Source organism: Neobacillus drentensis (assembly GCF_036965645.1).
Lineage (GTDB): Bacteria > Bacillota > Bacilli > Bacillales > Cytobacillaceae > Neobacillus > Neobacillus drentensis_D.
The window spans coordinates 1-20,964 of record NZ_JBALPZ010000080.1 but is presented as its reverse complement, the minus strand read 5'-3'; the positions used below and the strand labels follow the sequence as shown (position 1 = coordinate 20,964).

Genomic DNA, 20,964 nt, shown 5'->3' with positions numbered 1-20,964 from the left:
ATTTATTTCCTTTCGTTACAAGCTCCTAGGATTAGTGGTTAATGGTGAATCTGGAACAACCTTTAAGGAACTCTGCGTACGCTTAGACAGCAAAAGGTTTAAAAGAATAGCACAAATGCTGCCGGTGATAATTCCATCGCCAACTAGAATTCGAATAGTTTCTGGAAGGACTTTAAACAATTCAGGTACAACAGTGGAACCAAGACCTAATGAAATGGAACAAGCAATAATTAATAGATTGTTATTGTCAGAAAAGTCTACATTGCTTAGCATTTTTATCCCGGAGGACACAACCATACCAAACATAATAACGGTTGCTCCGCCAAGTACAGCTGTAGGAATGATCGTTGCTAACGCTGCAATCTTAGGTACAAGTCCTAAGCATATTAAAATGATCCCTGCCGCGATCGTAACACTTCTCTTTTTAATACCTGACAGCTGAACAAGACCGACATTCTGAGCAAAAGTACTATAGGGGAAAGCATTAAATAAACCGCCTAGTGTAAAAGCAATCCCTTCTGTGCGATAGCCGCGGATGATGTCCTTTTCTGACAGTTCTTTGCCAGTGATTTTTCCTAAAGCAAGGAAGGCTCCAGTCGATTCTACTAGAATTACGGTGCCGACAATAATCATAGTCAAAATTGGCACCAGCTCGAACGTAGGAACACCGAAATAGAAAGGAGTTGGGATGCGGAACCATGAAGCATCAGCGACTGTTTGCAGGTTCACCTTTCCCATCAAGGCAGCTGCAATGGTCCCGGCAATGATACCCAGTAAAACGGAAATGGCCCGCATGAAACCAGTAAAGAAGCGATTCATCAATAAAATGAAGAATAGGACACCAAAGGAAAGTATGAGGTTTTCAGCAGAACCAAAGTCAGGGCTGGATGCGCCGCCGCCCATGTTCTTAATCCCTGTAGGTATAAGTGACAAACCGATAATGATCACAACGGTACCCGTTACAACCGGAGGGAAAAGTTTTAATAGTTTTCCATAAACATTGGCAAATAGAATAACGAATATTCCAGCTGCAATGATGGATCCATAGATGGCAGTGATCCCATAATTGGAACCGATCGTAATCATTGGCGATACAGCAACAAATGAAGTTCCTAATACAACCGGAAGGCCAATACCGATATATTTATTGTTGATGGATTGAAGTAATGTAGCGATCCCGCAAGTAAGCAAGTCGATGGCAATGAGAAACGCTTGCTGGTGTGGGGTGAATTTTAGTGCTCCACCCACGATAAGAGGTACGAGAATGGCACCTGCATACATGGCGAGCACATGCTGTAACCCTAATGAGATAATTTTTGGCTTTCCGATTTCGTGTTTCATGAGAAAATCCTCCCTTTAATATAGTGCAATCACTAATGTTATAAAATGTAACATGATGCGTTATGATTAGTTACATCTTAATCAATTAGTCCTAAGCTGTCATTGTTTAAAATGACTAAAAATTCGGATTTCCTCTATTCACTTCGAACAAAAAGAAGAAAAAATTGTTTTAGGTCCTATTTTGTGCTGAACATTATTGGGAATGTTCGTTTTCTATTAAGGTTTTAATCCTTAGGGCGAGTCTGATTTGTAGAGTGGTTTCTGAATCCTTTAAGCTTTTACCGAGAATTTCTTCGCATTTCTCAATCCGATAAACCACGGTGTTGCGATGTACAAATAAACGTTTGGCTGTTTCAGAGATTTGACAGTGGGTTTCTAAATAGACTGAGAGTGTTTCAAGTAAGGATTGTTCCTCCTCCAACTTCATGTGGTTAAAACCGTTAAGTACAAATGAATAAAAATTCTTTAATTCCGTTAATGGGATTTGACGCATTAACTCCATGATGTCTTTTGTATGATACATTTGAATGTACGCCTGTTTCTTGGAGAGTTTGCCTTGTGAAAGAGCGTCAACCGCTTCCTTATAAGCGTCTTTTGTTTGTAAGAAGTTCTGACATAAAGTACTTATTCCGAAAGAAATTGTCTTTCCGAAGAATAGAGATATGCTTTTTTGGAGTTTAAGCAGGATTGATTCTACATAGGTCGAAGGGTTATAGATATTATCTTGGATATCAAACAATAAAATGCATGTGTCGTTTTTCTTGAAAAAGTGGCTATTTAGCGTTTTTTCTGTTAGCTCACTTTCAATAAAATCAAATAACTCATCCACATCTTCGTGTTGTTGGGTGTAAGTAGGGTGATAAAGTTCTCCATCAAGTTTTCCAACCGCGCATACATACATTTGTTGATATTCTAAGGAAAATTCTGCTGCTCTGCCGATGATTTCTTCTTGTGATGAAAAAGTACCATCCAAAAAGTGAAGGAAGAAATCATTACGAATACTCCGATCGTGCTGCTTGAGAGCATTTTCCTTCATAAGTGAAAAAGAAATAACATTAGTTGCTTGTTCAATAGTTAATAAGGTTAATTGGTCGGTATTTACAATCTCTCCAAAAATAATGAGAAAACCATATTTTTTATCGCTAATATGGACAGGGAAGAGAGTGCAATCCTGTTTTAAGGATAGGATTGAAAATGAAATAGGAAACGATTTAGTAATATGCAGTGTTATCCCATCTAACAGTTGGTGGAAATCAAGGTTGGAGGCATTCTGTGAAATTGGTTTATAATGCTGGTCTATTAATTGAACGGGACGATTTATTATCTTGGCTAAATCTTGAAGTAATGATTGAATCCCTTTTCCTTGCATGATAATGGTTGTAAATTGTTTATGTGTTTCTAACACTAGTTTTAATTCAGCTGCTCGTTTATCTAGGATGGTTTGGAATGTTAGATTCGCAATTTGCCCCAGTGATAATTCTAATGGCAGTTCAATGATTGGTAAGGATAACTGGTTTGCCAACCTGATGACTTCTTCTGGAACTGCATGTAAAAATCGTTTTGTTTTGATTCCGAGACCAGCACACCCTTGTTCAGCCATAGCTGTGACTAGTTCTGTAAGGGTATGTGGATGATCTTTAAAGTGGTAGGCAGTTGTGACAAGAAATTCATTTTGATTTAAAAATTGAATAATATCAGGCGCATCCATCATATTGACTGATTCGACTTTCCGCTCTTTTCCGGATTCGCCTGCAATCAGTTGCATTCCTGTTAATTGTGAAATGGTTAAAAGTTCATGTATTTTCATTTGAAACACCTCTCTAATGTAAGGAAATATAACATTTGATGTTAATTATTTGTATATTGTAACAGATTTTGGTCAAATTGCATAAAAAAATGTGAAAATTTTTACTTATTTGCTAATGATGTCTAGCTATTCTGAATGTAAACTATATCTATAACGTTTTGTGTGATTAAATATGACATATCGAGGAGTGGAGTAAATGGCCATTCAAGTAAATAAACAGTTAATGGATAAAGGTCAAGTTGGAGCAATGATTGAATGGCTTGCTTCATTCGGACAAGAGGAGAATGGTGGAGTCACTAGACTTTTGTATTCACCTGCCTGGCAGGATGCCCAGCACGCATTAAATAAATTTATGGAAGAAATGAATTTGACTACTTATTTTGATAGTGTTGGAAATTTATTCGGAAGATTACAAGGAACAGATTCTAAGGGGAAAACGATTCTGACGGGATCACATATTGATACGGTAGTTGAAGGTGGAAAATATGATGGTGCCTATGGAATTATTGCGAGTTTGATTGCTGTGATTAGGTTATATAATCAATATGGTTATCCAAAGAAAACGATTGAAGTGGTTTCCTTATGTGAGGAGGAAGGTAGTCGTTTTCCTTTAACCTTTTGGGGTTCTAGAAATATTACTGGTGTTTACAATCTTGATCATGTGAAAAACGTGCAAGATGCAAATGGGATTTCATTTTTAGAAGCCATGATGCATGCTGGTTTTGACCCTGGTAAGTACACCTCTCCCGCACGGAAAGATATTGAACGATTTGTGGAAATTCATATTGAACAGGGGATGGTTATGGAAAAAAATCAGAATCAAATTGGTCTCGTGAGTCATATTGTTGGACAACGTCGATACACGATTCATATAAAAGGAGAAAGCAACCACGCAGGAACAACTCCGATGTATTTCAGAAAAGATGCAGTCAGTACTGCCTGTTACTTGATTTCATTTTTAACGGAAAAAACAAAAGAATTGGATCCGAGTTTAGTAGCGACCGTTGGTAAACTGACAGTTAAACCAAATGTGCCGAATGTAATAGCCGGCGAGGTGGAATTTAGTTTAGATATTCGACACCATGAGGAGAGGATTATTGATCAATACTGTCATGAAATCTTTGCTGAATTTAAGCGAACCTTGGAAAGCTTAAAGATGGAAGTTTCAATTTCACAGTGGATGGATGTAAAACCTGTTATGATGGATATACAAATGAGAAATTTGGCTCGTGAAGCTGCCGAAGGAAAAAACATGCGTTATCAAGAAATCATTAGTGGTGCTGGACATGATGCCCAAGTATTCGGTAAAGCATGCCCTACTAGTTTATTATTTGTCCCAAGCCGGAATGGAATTAGTCATTCTCCCGATGAATTTACCCACGGGGAGGATTTAGAAATCGGCATTGATTTATTAACCGAGGTTTTGTATAAATTAGCTTATTAAAGGGAGATGGAAGAATGGTATTTTCGGAGTTACATACACCCAAACGGACAATTATGACCCCTGGACCGGTCGAAGTAGATCCGCGTGTATTACGTGCAATGAGTACTCCTATTTTAGGGCAATTTGATCCTGCTTTTACAAGTATTATGAATGAAGTAATGGAGATGCTGCGACAAGTTTTTCAAACAAAAAATCGTTGGGCTTTTCCGATTGACGGGACATCCCGTTCTGGAAATGAAGCGATTTTATGCAGTATCATTGAACCGGGTGATAAGGTGCTTGTCCCCATTTATGGCAGGTTTGGACATTTATTAGTAGAAATTTGTGAGCGATACGGTGCCGAGGTGCATACGTTGGAATGTCCTTGGGGAGAGGTTTTTGATCCACAAGAAGTGATTGCCGAAATCAAGAAAGTTAATCCAAAAATAGTTGCCATTGTTCATGGTGAAACCTCAACGGGGAGAATGCAGCCTCTTGAAAAAATCGGTAAGACTTGCCGAGAACGTGATATTTTGTTCGTGGTCGATGCGGTTGCCTCTATTGGTGGAGTGGAGGTCAAAACCGACGAATGGCACATTGACGGTTTAATTGGCGGTACACAAAAGTGCCTATCCGTTCCTTCAGGGATGGCACCCATCACATATAATGACCGGATTGAAACCATTTTGTTTGCTCGTAAAAAAGTTGAACGCGGGATTGCTACGGAAGAAGATTTGCGTTTTACCCGCAGTAAACATGCGATTAGCAGCAATTATTTTGATTTAAGTATGCTCCAAGATTATTGGGGTCCTAGAAGACTCAATCATCACACCGAAGCAACTTCGATGATTTATGCTCTTCATGAAGGCTTGCGGCTTGTGTTAACAGAAGGGCTCAAGCCTCGATTTGATCGTCATATGCTGCATGAAAAAGCTTTAATGGCTGGACTCGAAGCGATGGGGTTAAGACTTTTTGGTGATTCAAGCCATAAGCTTACATGTGTTACTTGTGTTGAAATTCCAAATGGGGTTGATGGTGAATCTGTTCGAAAAATGCTGCTTGATGAATTTAGTATTGAAATTGCCTCCTCATTCGGACCTTTACACGGGAAAATCTGGCGGATTGGGACGATGGGCTATAGCTGCCGTAAAGAAAATATCCTTGCTGTATTAGGGGCTTTAGAAGCGGTTTTGATCCGTCATGGTGTGGATGTTTTTCGCGGGGAAGCATTGCAGGCGGCTCTGGATGTATATAAAGTACCTCGTTCAGCAGCCATGGCGGTTGAAAAAACATCCTAAATTTACCATTTGGGATAGGGCGAGGGTACACATACAACAGAAGCTTCATGAAGATAATACTTTTGTTACTGAAAAACAAAAGGGAGTGTTATCCATGCCATTCGGTGCACATGAAGCAATGGAAGTCCATGAAATCTTAACTGAAAAAATAAATATGATTAATCATTTTAATTTGTATGCCCAACAAGCGAAAAACTCTCAGTTAAAAGAAATGATTCACCGACATTTACAGGAAGAGATTAAATCGTATGATGCGATTGTTTCTTATACACATGATTACCAAAATTTCGCTCCTATGTCTCCTAATACGAATATTGGTTCTGTTAAACCGAATCAAATTAAATATGGACTAGATAATCCAAGTATGTTAGCTCCTGAGTCAACAACAACCTTCAATGATTATGAAATCGCCAGCGCCTTACTCATCTGTCATAAAAATGGCGCTGCGAATGGAGTAAAAGCTACTTTGGAAATTGCCGACCCAAATCTTCGTCAAGTGCTTTTAAATGGTGCTGTTAATTGTGTAAATCAAGCGTATGAAATATTTTTATTTATGAATCAGCAGGGGCAATACCAGATTCCAACGATGAGAGATCATACGGCGAAAACTTATTTACACACTTTTCAGCCAGTCAATGAATCATTAAAAGCTCAATACGTTGTAAATCCTATTCCATCTCAGGGCGTAGACCAAGGGATGATGTTTAATCCGATGAGTGGTACTCAAATGACCCAGCCATCACATGTTTCAAGGTCAGGTCAAAATACAATGCCAATGGGTCAACCCATGTCATCACTTAGTGGTATGGCGGCCAATGGGAACATCCAACAACAGCAGCAACAGCAGCAGCCTGTACAAAACCCTATGTATGTTCAAATGATGAGAAATCAAGCCAATATGCAGCAAGGCACTCAGCATTTCAATCATTAAGAGATGAGTGGACATGGATAACCATGTCCACTTTTGTTCGAGCAATATTTTTAATCATGGAGCTTTGTCCCATTCCATTTCTCCGCCAGCGAATATGATTAATTAAGGCAGGTGAGAGAGATGTATTTAGTTGGTTTTTATTCGCCAAAGGCAAAATCAGGGGTTACCGAATTGTCTGTTTCCATTTATCATTGGTTAAAAGCAAACACTACTTTATCTGTTGCATTTATTTCCTATGGCTCCTTAGAGCGAGAAAACACGTCCAATGAACTAATTCATGAATTTTCTAGGTTGTCGGTTGCCGAACAAAAGCGGAAAGTGAAACAAATGAAAAAAGCCCACGACATCACCATTTATGATGCTTCAAGTCAGTTATCAGAAGGGGTATTAAAGCTGTTACCGATCGTTGACCGTTTGTTTGTTGTTGGGGAGGAGCATAATGAATTCGCTTACAAGCTTCAGCAAATTATCCAATTTGATAAAATATTTGATAAAAACGTAAAAAGTTTTATTACTCATTTACGTGGAAATAAAACCTTTATCCTTCAGGAAAATAAGGACAACCATGTAATCGGATTTAATTATTCCAAACAGGATACAAATGATATCGGACAAATGATTTATACCGATTATGTAACCCATTACTTAAATGAGAAGTTAATTGATAATAATGAAAAGGTCTATAGAAAGATCAAGAAGATCCCAAAAGAAGATTTATTTAATGGCCTCTATGAATTAGGGATTGATTTCGAAAAAGCTATGCTTTATGAAAGATACGTGAAATTGCGAGAACTCATGGGGCAAGCCTACGAAGAAGCACTTGAAGACCTCTTTCCACTCTTCATGCACACCCCCTACACACAAATTCTAGACAAACTCCAAGCAGAACTCTATGTCATTTCCAAGCTCAATTTCTAACTTTCGGTGCCTGTCACCAATAGTACTGCCAGGATGTTAGAAACCTTCTGGCAGTATTTATTTCAAAGGTGAGAGAATTAATGGAAAATTTCTCTGCTATAGGTTACCATTTGAGTAAGATGTAAATTATATGAAATGACTGTTTACTTAGGTTTAAACATCTATTCGACGACGAAGGGTGATATTTATGAAATATAATTTTGATGAAATTGTTAATCGGAGAGGTACTTATTCCATCAAATGGGATGGAGGTGACATGATTAAAAAGATGGGGCTTACGGACAGGTATGACGAAGAAACGATCCCATTGTTTACTGCAGACATGGATTTACCTGTACCTCAACCCTTAATAGATGCCTTACATAAGACAGTTGATCATCGGATTTTCGGGTACTCCATTTTTCCGGATGAATATTTTGAAGCCATCCAACATTGGTTTAAAAAGAGACATGATTGGGACATCAAGAAGGAAGAAATAATATATAGCCCTGGTACTGTTCACGCCTTAAACATTGCAGTCAGAGCATTTACAAACCCAGGAGAAGGGATCATTATTCAACGGCCTGTGTATCCTCCGTTTACGGCGGCGATTAAGGCCAACGGCCGAGAACTCTTAAATAATGCCCTAAAAAGTGATGAAGATGGTTATTATCATATAGATTTTATAGATTTTGAGGAGAAAGCAAAAGATGAAAACACGAAAATGTTCATCCTATGTAACCCTCATAACCCCACTGGAAGGATCTTTAACAAAGAAGAACTACAAAAACTATCGGATATTTGTGCTGCGAATGATGTCCTGATTGTTGCAGATGAAATCCATGGAGATTTAATCCGTCAGAATCAAACCTTTATACCCATCGCGAAAGTAGCAGAGAATGCCGATCATATTATTTCATTTACCGCCATCAACAAAACGTTCAATCTTGCAGGTCTTCACTGCACAAATGTGATTATCTCAAATCCTAAGCATCGAAGAACATTTACAAGTGTAATGGGCAACCATTTACCTTCACCGTTCACCGTATCTGCCCTGATATCCGTCTATCATGATGGTGAAGAATGGCTTGAGCAATTAAAAGATTATATCGACGGTACAATGGAATGGGCGGTCCAGTTCTTAGCTGAAAGGATGCCAAAAGTAAAGGTGAGAATCCCTGAGGGAACTTATATTATGTGGATGGACTTTAGCGGGTACGGCTTACCACCTGAAGAGGTACATAACCGCATTTATAATAAAGCAAATGTTATTCTTGAAGACGGAAAAATGTTTGGCGAAGAAGGACTGCACTATCAAAGAATTTGTCTTCCCTCCCCGCGTCCGATCATCCAAGAAGCTTTTGAAAGAATTGCCAGAGAATTTGAAGATTAAGCTGCCAGAAAAATAGTCCGTTTATAAAACAAAAAGCAATGCCTTTTCCCCTAGTTATAGGGGGAGGGCATTGCTTTTTCCATTTTAAGTATAACTGTTACTTCTTTTCAGATAACCATTTAGCGACAATGTTCACATCGTCACCAGAAATAACGCCTGCAGGCATTCCATTTTTACCGTTTTTAATAATATTTTCTATTTCACTTTGGTCATATTTTGAACCTATTTTAGTTAAAGCAGGGCCGGCGCCGCCTTGTAATTGATCACCATGGCATGTAATACAGTTTTTGCCTACAATATCCGCTGCATTTCCATCTGAAGCCGAAGCCGTTTCGCTTCCTTTTGCAGAAACAGGCTGCGACTGTTTCGGACCTTCATAAACGAATAAAAGAAATACTAGGCATACTGCAAGAATAATATTTAATCCAGTTATCATATACGTTTTTTTCATTTGTATCTCCTAATTATTTAGTTTTTAGAAAAAAGAATGCCAGTTAAAAACAATCGACCAAACAAAAGTGTTGATTAATAAACCAACAATTAATAAAGTCCATTGGTTTTTCTTCTCTTCCCAACATGCGACAATCAGGGCTAGACCAACTGGAATACCGATAAAGGCCAGCCAAGGAAATGCATCGAAAGTTTTTACGCAGTAGATGCCTAAGCTCGCTGTTAACAGTAAAGATAATACGAGTTCACTTAACAAAGATAATTCTGTTTTTATATGAGTGGTCATGACTTTTTCTCCTAATCAAAAAAGTTATTTGATTTTTAAAATGAGTAATTTTGAACAATTTGTGACAAAAAAATTGTCTTTTTTTAAATTATTATCGTATACTAGTAATTGTTTTTAGGGTAACGAAACAAATTATACTAGTTTTCAATCTATTAAAAAAGGGGTGTTCAGCAATTTTTTATGGAACAGGCCAATATTCAACAGGATCAAGAACAGCTCCTTGTTGCACATCTAACCGAATTAAGGAAGCGCCTCATTATCGTACTAGTCATTTTAACTCTTTCCTTAATAGCAGGATTTATTGCCTCTCCGACCATTTTACAATTTATTAAATCACAGCCATCGGCCGTTAGAATTGAATGGAATGTGTTCGGATTTGCAGATGGAATTGCTATTTATTTTAAATGTGCGCTTGTTGTGGCCTTATTAATATCCTTGCCCGTCTCCATGTATCAAACTTGGTTGTTTGTAAAGCCCGGATTAACCGAGGAGGAAAAAAAGGGTGTGTTGGTTTTCATCCCGATCACGTTTTTCTTATTTATTTTGGGAGTATCGTTTAGCTATTTTGTGTTATTCCCGATGATGATTCAGTTCTTATCCTCCATTAACCAATCCATTGGCGCTACGGAAACTTATGGAATCAATCAGTATTTTAAAATGATGTTTGGCATTATTTTACCTGTCAGTCTCATGTTTGAGTTACCGATTATCATAGTGTTTCTAACTAAAATTGGCTTGGTTAATCCACAGTTTTTAAGAAAGATAAGAAAAGCAGCCTACTTTGTGCTGGTGCTAGTGGCGATTACGATTACGCCTCCGGATTTTATCTCTGATTTTATCTTTAGCGTTCCATTACTGATTCTCTATGAGGTTAGTATTCTATGTTCAAACTGGATCTATAAGAAGAACAGAGGATAAAAGGAATGTGAATGATTAAAATTTAGATCGATCTATTTTTTGTGACATGTTCAGAGTTGGAGCTTTCAACCATTAGCGAACAGATTTTTTAAAGGAGGAATTGTTTTGTTAAGTTCAATCGGTGTTCCAGGACTTATTATCATTTTAGTATTGGCTTTAATTTTATTCGGGCCATCTAAATTACCTCAGCTTGGAAAAGCTGTTGGGGATACACTTCGTGAGTTCAAGAAGTCTACTAGAGAGATGGTTGACGATGTAAAAGAACCTTTTGAAGTGGATAGTAAAAAAGAGGAGCAAAATTAATTTTTTGTTTATAAATTAGATCGATCTACTAGATCGGTCTAACACTCAGAAGTAAAACAAAATTTTCTCACTTTACCTATGAAATGGGGGGTTTTCTATGTCAAATGACGAGAAAAAATTAAACGGGGTTCAAGACAAAACGAGACGGACCTTTATAAGAAATTCAGGATTAACCGTTGGCGGTTTGATTGTAGGGGGAGCTGTAGGAAGCCTTTTTGGTACGAAAACTTCCTCCAAGACAGAGCCAGCTTCAGCACCAGTACAAGAGATGGCTGCTAATCCCAATGAGGCACTAATGTTTTTTAATCAAAATCAATATCAGATTACAGCAGCTGCTGCTGAACGTATTTTTCCGAAGGACGAAATCGGCCCGGGAGCAAAGGATTTGAATGTTGCCATTTATATCGATCATCAACTGGCTAGTCCGTGGGGAGTTAATGCGAAAGACTACATGATGGGACCTTTTAAAGCGCCTGATGAAAAACAAGGGGGGCAGTTACGTATTCTCCGTAAGGATTTATTTCTATTAGGCTTGAAAGGATTAGATGAATACAGCAACAAAAAATTTAAAAAGAAATTCTCTGAATTAGAAGCTAAAGAACAAGACGAGGTTTTGATGGATTTTGAAAGTGGAAAAGCTGGTAAACTTTCCGGTGTATCGACTACCGCTTTTTTCAAAATGCTCCGCACCTTAACCATTGAGGGTGCTTATGCCGATCCAATGTACGGTGGAAACAAAGATATGCAGGGCTGGAAAATGCGGAAATATCCCGGCGCTCAGATGGGTTATACCAAAGAAATACAAAGTGATAAATTCGTAGAAATGACTCCACACAGTTTACATGACCATATGGGTCATTGATGATAGAAAGGATTGACGATCAAATGGCAACAAAACTTCCTAAAGTACCAGTAGTAATCGTTGGTATGGGGTGGGCAGGCGGAATAATCGCCTCGGAATTAACAAAAGCTGGCGTAAAAGTTGTTGGAATTGAACGAGGAAAAGATCGTACCACAAGCGATTACTTAATGGGACATGATGAACTCCGCTATCAGAGTCGGACAGAGTTGATGCAGGACTTATCAAAAGAAACAATAACATCTCGAAATAATAAAAGCATGACGGCCCTTCCTATGCGCAGTTACGGCACCTTTATTGTTGGAGACGGAGTGGGCGGCGCCGGCAGTCACTGGAATGGTCAAACCTATCGTTTTTTACCTTATGATTTCGAAATTAAGACCTTAACCGAAAAAAAATATGGTCCTAATAAAGTGAAGCCTGAGTATCTTATCCAAGATTGGGGTATTACATACGACGAAATCGAACCCTATTACGATAAATTCGAAAAGATGGCAGGCATCTCCGGTGAGACTGTTGAGAAATATGGTAAACGGACAAATCCATATCCTACGGGTCCCATGGTTAAGACTCCTATCATGAAGGAATTTGAAAAGGTAACAAAAAAATTAGGGTACAGCCCATATGTCATTCCTTCTTCCAATCTATCAGAATCATATAAAAATCCAGATGGCATCCAGCGTGGTGCCTGCCAGTATTGTGCCTACTGTGAAAACTTTGGTTGTGAATACGGTGCGAAGGCAGATCCAGCCGTAACCGTTATCCCTGTGGCAAAACAGACTGGAAACCTTGATTTAAGAACACATTCAAATGTTATTAAAATCTTAAATGATGGCAAAAAAGCAACTGGTGTACTTTATGTAAATACGATAACAGGTGAAGAGTTTGAGCAGCCAGCTGAGATCGTGGTGGTAGCAAGTTATGTTTTTAATAATGTGAGACTATTATTGAACTCAGGTCTTGGTAAGCCGTATAATCCAGAAACAGGAAAAGGCGTAATTGGGAAGAACTATTGCTATCAAGTGACAGGAGGAGCCACCACCTTATTCTTCGATGATAAAGAATTTAACTTGTATGGTGGTGCCGGTGCACTTGGGATGGAGATTCCTGATTTCACAGGGGATCAAATTGACCATACAAATGAAAAATTCATTCATGGAGGCTGTGTACGTGTCACTCAATATGGAAACCGTCCAATTGCGAATAATACTGTTCCAAAAGGAACTCCTTCATGGGGGGCAGAATTTAAGAAACAATCGATTAAATATGCAAACAGCACCTTCCCTGTAAAGGTACAAGCAGCCAGCATGCCGCACAAAGATAATTATCTAGATCTAGATCCTACCTATAAGGATGCGTACGGTATGCCATTATTACGGATGACTTATGATTACACGGAACAAGATCGTGAATTGGTCAAATACATGGCAAAGATTACGAAAAAAATCGCAAAAGAATTTGGCGCTGATATCATGGAAACAACAGAGGAACAAGCTCCATTTAACGTAAATAAAGATACAAATACGCATAACACAGGAGGAGTCATCATGGGGGCTAATCCTGAAACGTCTGCCGTTAACACGTATTTACAAATGTGGGATGCGGAAAATGTATTTGTGGCTGGTTCTTCTGCCTTTCCTCACAATAGTAATTTCAATCCAACAGGTACATTAGGTGCCCTTTCCTATCGTGCAGCTGAGGGAATTTTAAAATATATGAAACAAGGCGGAATTTTTTCCTAATCCTTAAAATTAATTACCTGTCCCAGATTTGGGGCAGGTAATTTTTTTGTTAAGAAATAATGATTTATAATGAAGGAAATAAGTAAATTCAAATTCTAGTAAGTCATATTTAGGGTGGTAGTATGAATCGAAAAAAAGGTTCAAGAGTTACATTAAAAGATGTTGCAGCACATGCAGGTGTGTCTCGTGCAACCGCTTCTCTTATTGTCAGGAATAGTCCTAATGTTTCTGATAAGACACGAAAGAAAGTGTTAGCATCAATGGATGAACTTGGGTATGTTTACGACCGTATTGCAGCAAATCTACGTTCTAAACGTTCGTCTACAGTAGGTGTCATTTTTACTGATATAGGAAATACATTTTTTTCTGATTTATTAAAAGGAGTAAGTACGACGTTAGAGACTGAAGGGTTCACCGTTCTATTAGGGACAACCTTTGATTCAGAGGAAAAGCAGGTGCGACTTCTGTCCACCATGCTAGAACACCGGGTAGATGGGATAATTTTATGTCCTGTTTCAGGAAGTTCAAACGAACCGATTAAAAAAATAACTAAACTAGAGATCCCAATTGTCCATGCTGTAAGGGAAATTGCGGATGTCGAGTGTGATTACGTCGGGATTGATTATTTAATCGGGGCTCAAATGGCTGTAAATCACTTAATTAATAACGGACATCAACGAATTGCCTTTGTTGGCGGCCGTAGAGAATCCACTGCCTGGCAGCAAAGAGTAGAAGGATTAAAACAAGCGTTTCAAGCAGCCGGTTTAGAAGTGGACCCTTCGAAGCTGATTAGTACAGCCCCTACAAGAGATGGCGGGGCATTAGGTGTTAAGGAGTTGTTCAGACTAGGCTCACAGCCTACGGCCATTTTTTGTTTTAATGATTTAGTTGCACTTGGGGTTATGGAAGGGGTAAGAGAATTAGGTATTGTACCAGGGAAGGATATTGCGGTTGTTGGTTTTGATGATATTCCTGAAGCAAGTATTACCAATCCACCCTTAACGACTGTATCGTCATTTTCCAATCAAATTGGGTCGAAGGCTGCCACCCTTTTACATAAAAGAATTTTAGATATTGACCGTCCCAAAGAACGAATTATCTTACATCCAGAATTAGTCATTCGAGATTCAACTTTTGTAATTAGCGAATAGAATTAAAAATTACATAATCAGTCCAAAACAACAGGTGATACATTACATTATATAAGGAGGACTATTTTGAAAAAACAAGGAGTCATTTCACTAGGCGAAGCCTTTGTCGACTATGTATCAGTCGATTCCACCAATACGAAATTCCAGCCGCTGTTGGGAGGGGCTACTGTTAACGTAGCAGTAGGTACGAGCAGGCTTGGAATTCCTGCGTATTATTTATGTAAAATGGGTAAAGATGAAATCAGCACATTTGTCATGCAAGAATTAACGAAAGAGGACATTAATACTGATTTCTCTGTTCAAAATGCAAGTAAAAAAATTTGCGGCGTTTATGTTCATACAAATGAAAGCGGCGACCGTTATTTTCACTCCTACATTAACGAAACACCAGATGAAGTATTAGAGACCAAGGATATTAAGAAAGAAGTTTTTGAACATGCGAAGGTTTTTTATTTTGGTTCAGGAACTCTTTTCAACGAAAAAGCGAAAAAGGCAACAGAAACTTCATTAATATATGCAAAGGAAAGCGGTAATTTGATCGCGTTTGATACGAATATTCGCTTAAAACGTTGGGAAAGTGAAGAACAATGCCGTCAAACGGTAATTTCTTTTCTTAAAAAAGCAGATATAGTTAAAATCGCAGAGGATGAATTATCTTTTTTGACCCAAACTGACTCGGCAGAAGCTGGAATAGAAAAAATGTCCGCATGGAGGATTCCTTTTTTATTCGTCACTATGGGGGCAAAAGGTGCTTGCGCTGTCATGAATGGAAACAAGGTTTCCTCCCCAGCCCCGAGAGTTAAAGCCGTCGATACGAATGGCGCAGGTGATGCTTTTATGTCGGCACTTATCTATTGCTTTCATGAAAAAGGGAAGCCGTCCGATTCATCTCAAATAATCAAGTACCTTCAGTTTGCCAATCAAGTTGGGGCGGCTGCAACAACCCAGGTCGGTTCTTTAACAGCCAATTTTGATTTTTGTGAATTAAAAAAACAATATCTGTAGGTACCCTTTTTCCGTTCTTTATGATATTATTCTAGTATTGAAATTTTATAGTAGAGGTTCTAGTCCCCCTCGTTAAAAAAACTAAGAGGAAGCAGCACTTCTATCTTGGGGTGCTGTTTTTTCTATTTTGAAAGGAGATTTCCTTAGTATGTTAAAGGATGAAAAAGCAGTAGTCGTATTTAGTGGCGGTCAAGACAGCACCACTTGTTTATTTTGGGCATTAAAACAATTTAAAGAAGTAGAAGTCGTCACATTTGATTATAACCAAAGGCATTCATTAGAAATTGAATGTGCCAAAAATATAGCGAATGAACTTGGTGTCAGACACCATATTTTAGATATGTCTTTATTAAACCAATTGGCTCCAAACGCTTTGACCCGGAATGACATCGAGGTGAAAGAAGGCGAGGATGGCGAGCTTCCATCAACTTTCGTTCCTGGACGGAATCTTTTATTCATCTCATTTGCAGGAGTTCTAGCGAGCCAGGTTGGAGCTAAACACCTTGTAACTGGTGTATGCGAAACGGACTTCAGTGGTTATCCAGATTGTCGTGATATCTTTATTAAATCGTTAAATGTAACCTTAAATCTGTCGATGGATAAGGAATTTGTCATTCATACTCCGTTAATGTGGCTGGATAAAGCAGAGACATGGCAATTGGCCGATGAACTGGACGCCTTAGATTTTGTAAGAGAAAAGACTTTAACTTGTTACAATGGTATCATTGCCGATGGCTGTGGTGAATGCCCGTCTTGTCAATTAAGGAAAAAAGGCCTTGAAAAGTATCTTTCAACAAGAGAGGCGTTATAAATGATGTATGGTTTCCGCATTGTCGATAAGCTGCAAAAAATTAATGAGGATATTCAACCTAGTCAATTAAAGTACCATCAAAAAAGAGTACTAGTCAGCAAAGAATTTACCTTTGATGCTGCACACCATTTGCATTGCTATGAAGGAAAATGCAAAAATCTCCATGGCCATACCTATAAGGTCATTTTTGGCTTAAGCGGTTTTGTAGATGAACGAGGCCTGATGATGGATTTCGGCGATATTAAAGAAATCTGGAAAAATGAGATTGAAATCTACCTTGATCACCGTTATCTGAATGAAACCTTACCGCCGATGAATACAACAGCTGAAAACATGGTGGTATGGATATACGAGAAAATGGCTGAAGCGTTAAAGCAACCGGAAAGACAAGAAAAATATGCAGGGGCAAGGGTTGAGTTTGTCCGTTTATTTGAGACACCAACAAGCTATGCCGAAGCAAGACGGGAGTGGATGGAAAATGAGTAAAATTCCCGTTTTGGAAGTGTTCGGGCCTACCATTCAAGGTGAAGGGATGGTCATCGGTCAAAAAACAATGTTTGTTAGAACCGCAGGATGCGATTATTCCTGCAGCTGGTGTGATTCTGCTTTTACCTGGGATGGTTCGGGGAAAGAGGATATCCAGATGATGGACGCAGGAGAGATCTGGAACGAACTAAAACGAATTGGCGGTGACAATTTCTCTTTTGTCACTATTTCAGGGGGTAATCCTGCTCTTTTAAAAAATCTCGATACATTGATCGATATTTTGAAAGATCATCAAATTAAAATTGGTTTAGAAACACAAGGGAGTAAGTGGCAGGATTGGTTTTATAAAATTGATGAATTAACGATTTCTCCGAAACCGCCAAGCTCCAACATGGTAACGGATTTCGAAGTATTGGATATGATTCTTGATAACCTGAACGAAAGTAATGTGAGCTTAAAAGTCGTCGTTTTTGATGATCAAGATTATGAGTATGCAAAAAAAATTCACCTCCGCTACCCTGCCGTTCCTTTCTTTGTCCAGGTTGGGAATAATGATATTACAACCGCAGACAATAAGGAGCTGCTATTGCACCTATTAAATCAATATGAACGCCTAATTGATAAGGTGATGCTTGACTCAGACCTTAATGATGTTAAAGTTCTGCCGCAGCTGCATACGTTTTTATGGGGAAATAAAAGAGGCGTTTAACCGAGGTCCGACCCACACAGCTATTTAGCGTAAGAGTGATGGGTCAGCCTCGTTTTTATTTTGCTTTTTTCTAGTTTCTCTTCATCTGAGGCTATATTCATAGGACAGGGATAGGTTTTACCGTGGAAGATTTTAATATTCGCTAACAGATAAACCGCAATGTTTCCTACAATTAACTATTTTGTTACTATTAGATTTGAAAATACATATTGAAAAAATATATAAAAGGTGACTTATGAAAAAAATTATCGTAATAGGTGCGGGAATTTTGGGAGCATCAGCAGCTTATCATCTTGCCAAGTATGGAGCGGAATTGGTTTTAATAGACCGGCATGATCCAGGTCAAGCCACAGATGCGGCAGCAGGAATTGTTTGTCCTTGGCTCTCACAGCGGAGAAATAAAGCTTGGTATCAGCTGGCAAAAGGTGGAGCCCGCTATTATCCCGAGTTAATTGCTCAATTGGAAGCGGAAGGAGAAACAAAAACAGGTTATAAGCGTGTTGGTGCAATTAGTCTTCATACTGATCCAGAAAAGCTTAAACAAATGGCAGAGCGAGCAAGAAAACGGCGCGAGGAAGCCCCCGAGATCGGTGAAATTACTATTTTGAGTCCTTCTGAAACAAAGAAGATGTTCCCACTATTATCCGAAGAATATGGGTCCGTATATGTAAGCGGGGGTGCGCGTGTTGATGGCAGGGCGATCCGTGACGCCTTGATGAATGCTGCACAAAAACATGGAACTACATTTATAAGAGGGAACGCTTCGATTGTATCTAATGGAAATCGGATCCTTGGTGTTAACCTAGAGGGAACTTTTTTACCTGCCGATCAGGTAATTGTAACCGGAGGGGCTTGGTCTAAAGACTTGTTAAAGCCTTTAGGGGTTGAGTTTTTAGTAAAGCCGCAGAAGGCACAAATTATCCATCTAGAAGTGCCTAATGTAGATACTGGCTTATGGCCAGTGGTCATGCCGGTTACAAATCAATATATCCTTACTTTTGAGGATGGACGGGTCGTCGTGGGTTCCACCCATGAAAATGAGGCTGGCTTTGATAACCGCGTAACCGCAGGCGGCATACATGAGATTTTGTATAAAGCTTTGGAAGTGGCACCAGGGCTTTCAGATGGTACTTATGTTGAAACACGAGTAGGGTTTCGCCCTTTTACGCCAGGATTTTTGCCTGTGATAGGGGCATTGCCTGGGATTGAGGGAATCTATGTTGCAAATGGACTTGGCGCCTCGGGGTTAACGAGCGGTCCGTACATCGGTGCTGAGTTAGCAAAGTATGTTCTAGGGAAGCCAACTGAAATAGATTTTAGTCTTTATGATGTTGCGGGTGCGATGGGGAACCTAGAGTAATTCGTGGCTGGTGTATGCCCATGCTGATTAAAATTTAACTAAAAAAAGACCTAACTTTCTTTCAAGAAAGTTTAGGTCTTTTTCGATTATTAAGCGCCTTTCTTCAAATCACCTTTCTGTTTACCAAATAACTGGTCAAGAATTGGATTGGCTTGGTTCTTGACCTTAGATACAAAGAACGGATTAAGCACAACGGTTACAACCACATTGGCCAACAACCCCCAGAATCCCTCATAGATTCCGAAAGATTTACCAGTCGCATAAACAGTGAATGTTACCACTAAACCAATAAGTAAACCGGCAATGGTCGCTTCTTTCGTTTGGTTTTTCCAAAAAAGGCTAAACACAATGGCCGGGAAGATCTGTACCATACCAGATACACCTAGTAATTGCAGCGAGACCAGTGCTGAAGGGAACACCATTCCAAACACTAATGCGAGACCAATCACTACAAACACCATACAACGAGTGATTAACGTCAGTTTTGCCGGCTGGACGGTCGGATTAATTAAATCACGGTAGATGTTATTGGCAAACAGATTCGAAGCCCCAATTGCCATAATCGAACAAGGAATCAGTGAGGCAAGGGCAATTGTTGCATAGGCGAGACCTTGGACGCCGCCTCCATAAGAAACCTGGATCAAATTTAATAGAGCAAATCTTGGATTTGTGCCTTCTGGCAGTACATGAAAGGCTACAAAGCCCAGGAAAATAAGTAGAATTAATACGATATTATATAATGGTAAGAAAATAGCATTTTTCCGAAGCGCATCCGCACTTTTTGCCGTAAATACACCTGTTGCAGCATGGGCCCACATAAATAAAGCCAATCCGGATATTAACGAAGCTGTTAAAAACCATGGAATCCCTTTAGGACCTGATGTTGGGATGGTCAAGAGCTGTGGTGAATCAGTTGCTACTTTATCAATCATTGCTCCCCAGCTTCCAAAATGGATAATAGGAAGATTGACGACAAGAAATAACATGATTACCCATACTAGAATATCTTTAATAACAGCTGTATAGGTTGGTCCCTTTATCCCGCTGAAAAAGGTAAAAAGGGCTACTAAAAGGAAGGAAACGATGACGACTACTTTCACGTTAATAAATCCCGTTCCCGCAACTGTCAATGTATCTTGAATGCCTGCTAATTGTAAGTCTATGTAAGGAATGAGCATTAACACACCAACTACCGCGATTAAAAAGGATAAAAACTTACTATTAAATCGCACCTTCGCATAATCGGCTAAAGTTGTGATTTTATGATTCTTTGAAAACTTCCAGAGTTTAGGAAGGAAAAAGTAGGAAATAAAGTACGCGATAATCGTATAAGGAATGGCGAAGAAAGCAAGACTTCCACCTGTATAAGCTGTACTAGTTAATCCTAAAAAGGTATAAGCGGTATAAAGGTCTGCGCCAACTAAAAACCAGACGAGTAAGGTCCCGAACCGTCTTCCGCCAACAGACCATTCTTCTACAGAGCTCCTGTTCGTTTTATCTCTGCCAGATAAAAAGCCGATCAAGACTACTCCTAAAACAATGATCCCTGTGATCAACAAAGCTGTAAGATTTCCTTGCATTATTCAGCACTTCTTTCTGATTTTTGTAATTTAAAAATGGCATAAGTACATAATGGTGTAATCAGCATTCCAAAAAATAACCAAAACGCCAGGAAGGGTAATCCAAAAATAATTGGATGGATTCGGTTAACAAATGGAATAGCTGCTAACATTAAAATAAACGGTACTATGGATAGTAAAACAATGATGGACTTTTTGCCCATTTCTATAACCC

At 39.0% G+C, this 20,964-nt stretch carries 21 protein-coding genes; 15 read left to right on the top strand and 6 right to left on the bottom strand.

Going from position 1 to position 20,964, the window contains the following annotated elements; genetic code table 11:
- Window positions 1–15: 15 nt before the first annotated feature.
- Window positions 16–1,341 carry a nucleobase:cation symporter-2 family protein gene (locus tag V7266_RS15975; RefSeq protein ID WP_335468967.1) on the bottom strand — a complete coding sequence of 442 codons (1,326 nt, stop codon included), beginning with the start codon at window positions 1,339–1,341 and terminating at the stop codon, window positions 16–18.
- A 193-nt stretch (window positions 1,342–1,534) separates the two neighbouring features.
- Entirely contained in the window at window positions 1,535–3,148 is a 1,614-nt protein-coding gene (locus tag V7266_RS15970; protein WP_335468965.1) for a PucR family transcriptional regulator, read from the bottom strand.
- A 196-nt stretch (window positions 3,149–3,344) separates the two neighbouring features.
- Between V7266_RS15970 and allC the strand changes: the two genes are divergently transcribed.
- The 5 genes from allC (at window position 3,345) to V7266_RS15945 (ending at window position 9,090) form a co-directional block, all read left to right on the top strand.
- Window positions 3,345–4,592, top strand: a complete 1,248-nt coding sequence (gene allC / locus V7266_RS15965; protein ID WP_335468964.1) for an allantoate deiminase — start codon at window positions 3,345–3,347, stop codon at window positions 4,590–4,592.
- 14 nt (window positions 4,593–4,606) lie between these two features.
- Entirely contained in the window at window positions 4,607–5,869 is a 1,263-nt protein-coding gene (locus V7266_RS15960) for a pyridoxal-phosphate-dependent aminotransferase family protein (RefSeq protein WP_335468962.1), read from the top strand.
- Window positions 5,817–6,800, top strand: coding sequence for a spore coat protein (locus tag V7266_RS15955; RefSeq protein WP_335468961.1), 984 nt, complete (start codon window positions 5,817–5,819; stop codon window positions 6,798–6,800). The genes V7266_RS15960 and V7266_RS15955 overlap by 53 nt, the downstream gene beginning before the upstream one ends.
- 120 nt (window positions 6,801–6,920) lie before the next feature.
- Window positions 6,921–7,718 (top strand): hypothetical protein, encoded by a 798-nt coding sequence (locus tag V7266_RS15950; RefSeq protein WP_335468960.1) that lies wholly within the window; start codon window positions 6,921–6,923, stop codon window positions 7,716–7,718.
- 187 nt (window positions 7,719–7,905) lie between these two features.
- On the top strand, window positions 7,906–9,090 hold the full coding sequence (locus tag V7266_RS15945; RefSeq protein ID WP_335468959.1) for a MalY/PatB family protein: 1,185 nt from the start codon (window positions 7,906–7,908) through the stop codon (window positions 9,088–9,090).
- Window positions 9,091–9,187: 97 nt separating this feature from the next.
- Here V7266_RS15945 and V7266_RS15940 read toward each other — a convergent pair whose 3' ends face one another.
- Together V7266_RS15940 and V7266_RS15935 are read right to left on the bottom strand one after the other, a co-directional pair.
- Window positions 9,188–9,541, bottom strand: coding sequence for a c-type cytochrome (locus V7266_RS15940; protein WP_335468958.1), 354 nt, complete (start codon window positions 9,539–9,541; stop codon window positions 9,188–9,190).
- A 24-nt stretch (window positions 9,542–9,565) separates the two neighbouring features.
- The gene (locus V7266_RS15935; RefSeq protein ID WP_335468957.1) at window positions 9,566–9,826 is read right to left on the bottom strand and encodes a hypothetical protein; all 261 of its coding nucleotides are present in this window, start codon (window positions 9,824–9,826) and stop codon (window positions 9,566–9,568) included.
- 180 nt (window positions 9,827–10,006) lie between these two features.
- Between V7266_RS15935 and tatC the strand changes: the two genes are divergently transcribed.
- The 10 genes from tatC to V7266_RS15885 all read left to right on the top strand — a co-directional run bounded on the left by tatC (window position 10,007) and on the right by V7266_RS15885 (window position 19,170).
- Window positions 10,007–10,744, top strand: coding sequence for a twin-arginine translocase subunit TatC (tatC, locus tag V7266_RS15930; protein WP_335468956.1), 738 nt, complete (start codon window positions 10,007–10,009; stop codon window positions 10,742–10,744).
- Between the two features lie 105 nt (window positions 10,745–10,849).
- Window positions 10,850–11,047, top strand: a complete 198-nt coding sequence (gene tatA / locus V7266_RS15925; RefSeq protein WP_335468955.1) for a twin-arginine translocase TatA/TatE family subunit — start codon at window positions 10,850–10,852, stop codon at window positions 11,045–11,047.
- 97 nt (window positions 11,048–11,144) lie between these two features.
- A complete protein-coding gene (locus tag V7266_RS15920; RefSeq protein ID WP_335468954.1) occupies window positions 11,145–11,909 on the top strand; it encodes a gluconate 2-dehydrogenase subunit 3 family protein in 765 nt (254 codons plus the stop codon).
- Between the two features lie 23 nt (window positions 11,910–11,932).
- Complete coding sequence (locus V7266_RS15915; protein ID WP_335468953.1) at window positions 11,933–13,648, top strand: GMC family oxidoreductase; 1,716 nt, start codon at window positions 11,933–11,935, stop codon at window positions 13,646–13,648.
- A 122-nt stretch (window positions 13,649–13,770) separates the two neighbouring features.
- Window positions 13,771–14,799 carry a LacI family DNA-binding transcriptional regulator gene (locus V7266_RS15910; RefSeq protein ID WP_335468952.1) on the top strand — a complete coding sequence of 343 codons (1,029 nt, stop codon included), beginning with the start codon at window positions 13,771–13,773 and terminating at the stop codon, window positions 14,797–14,799.
- A gap of 66 nt (window positions 14,800–14,865) precedes the next feature.
- Complete coding sequence (locus tag V7266_RS15905) at window positions 14,866–15,804, top strand: carbohydrate kinase family protein (RefSeq protein WP_335468951.1); 939 nt, start codon at window positions 14,866–14,868, stop codon at window positions 15,802–15,804.
- Between the two features lie 148 nt (window positions 15,805–15,952).
- Window positions 15,953–16,615: a 7-cyano-7-deazaguanine synthase QueC gene (queC, locus tag V7266_RS15900; protein ID WP_335468950.1), complete on the top strand. Its 663-nt coding sequence runs from the start codon at window positions 15,953–15,955 to the stop codon at window positions 16,613–16,615.
- 3 nt (window positions 16,616–16,618) lie between these two features.
- Window positions 16,619–17,101: a 6-carboxytetrahydropterin synthase QueD gene (queD, locus tag V7266_RS15895; RefSeq protein ID WP_420491421.1), complete on the top strand. Its 483-nt coding sequence runs from the start codon at window positions 16,619–16,621 to the stop codon at window positions 17,099–17,101.
- On the top strand, window positions 17,094–17,810 hold the full coding sequence (queE, locus tag V7266_RS15890; RefSeq protein ID WP_335468948.1) for a 7-carboxy-7-deazaguanine synthase QueE: 717 nt from the start codon (window positions 17,094–17,096) through the stop codon (window positions 17,808–17,810). Before queD ends, queE begins: the two co-directional genes overlap by 8 nt.
- A gap of 235 nt (window positions 17,811–18,045) precedes the next feature.
- A complete protein-coding gene (locus tag V7266_RS15885; protein WP_335468947.1) occupies window positions 18,046–19,170 on the top strand; it encodes an NAD(P)/FAD-dependent oxidoreductase in 1,125 nt (374 codons plus the stop codon).
- A gap of 89 nt (window positions 19,171–19,259) precedes the next feature.
- Here the strand turns inward: V7266_RS15885 and V7266_RS15880 are convergent, their stop codons facing one another.
- On the bottom strand, window positions 19,260–20,750 hold the full coding sequence (locus V7266_RS15880; RefSeq protein WP_335468946.1) for a sodium:solute symporter family protein: 1,491 nt from the start codon (window positions 20,748–20,750) through the stop codon (window positions 19,260–19,262).
- Window positions 20,750–20,964 (bottom strand): DUF3311 domain-containing protein (locus tag V7266_RS15875; protein ID WP_335468945.1); only part of this gene is annotated, 215 nt, incomplete at its 5' end. The genes V7266_RS15875 and V7266_RS15880, both read right to left, overlap by 1 nt.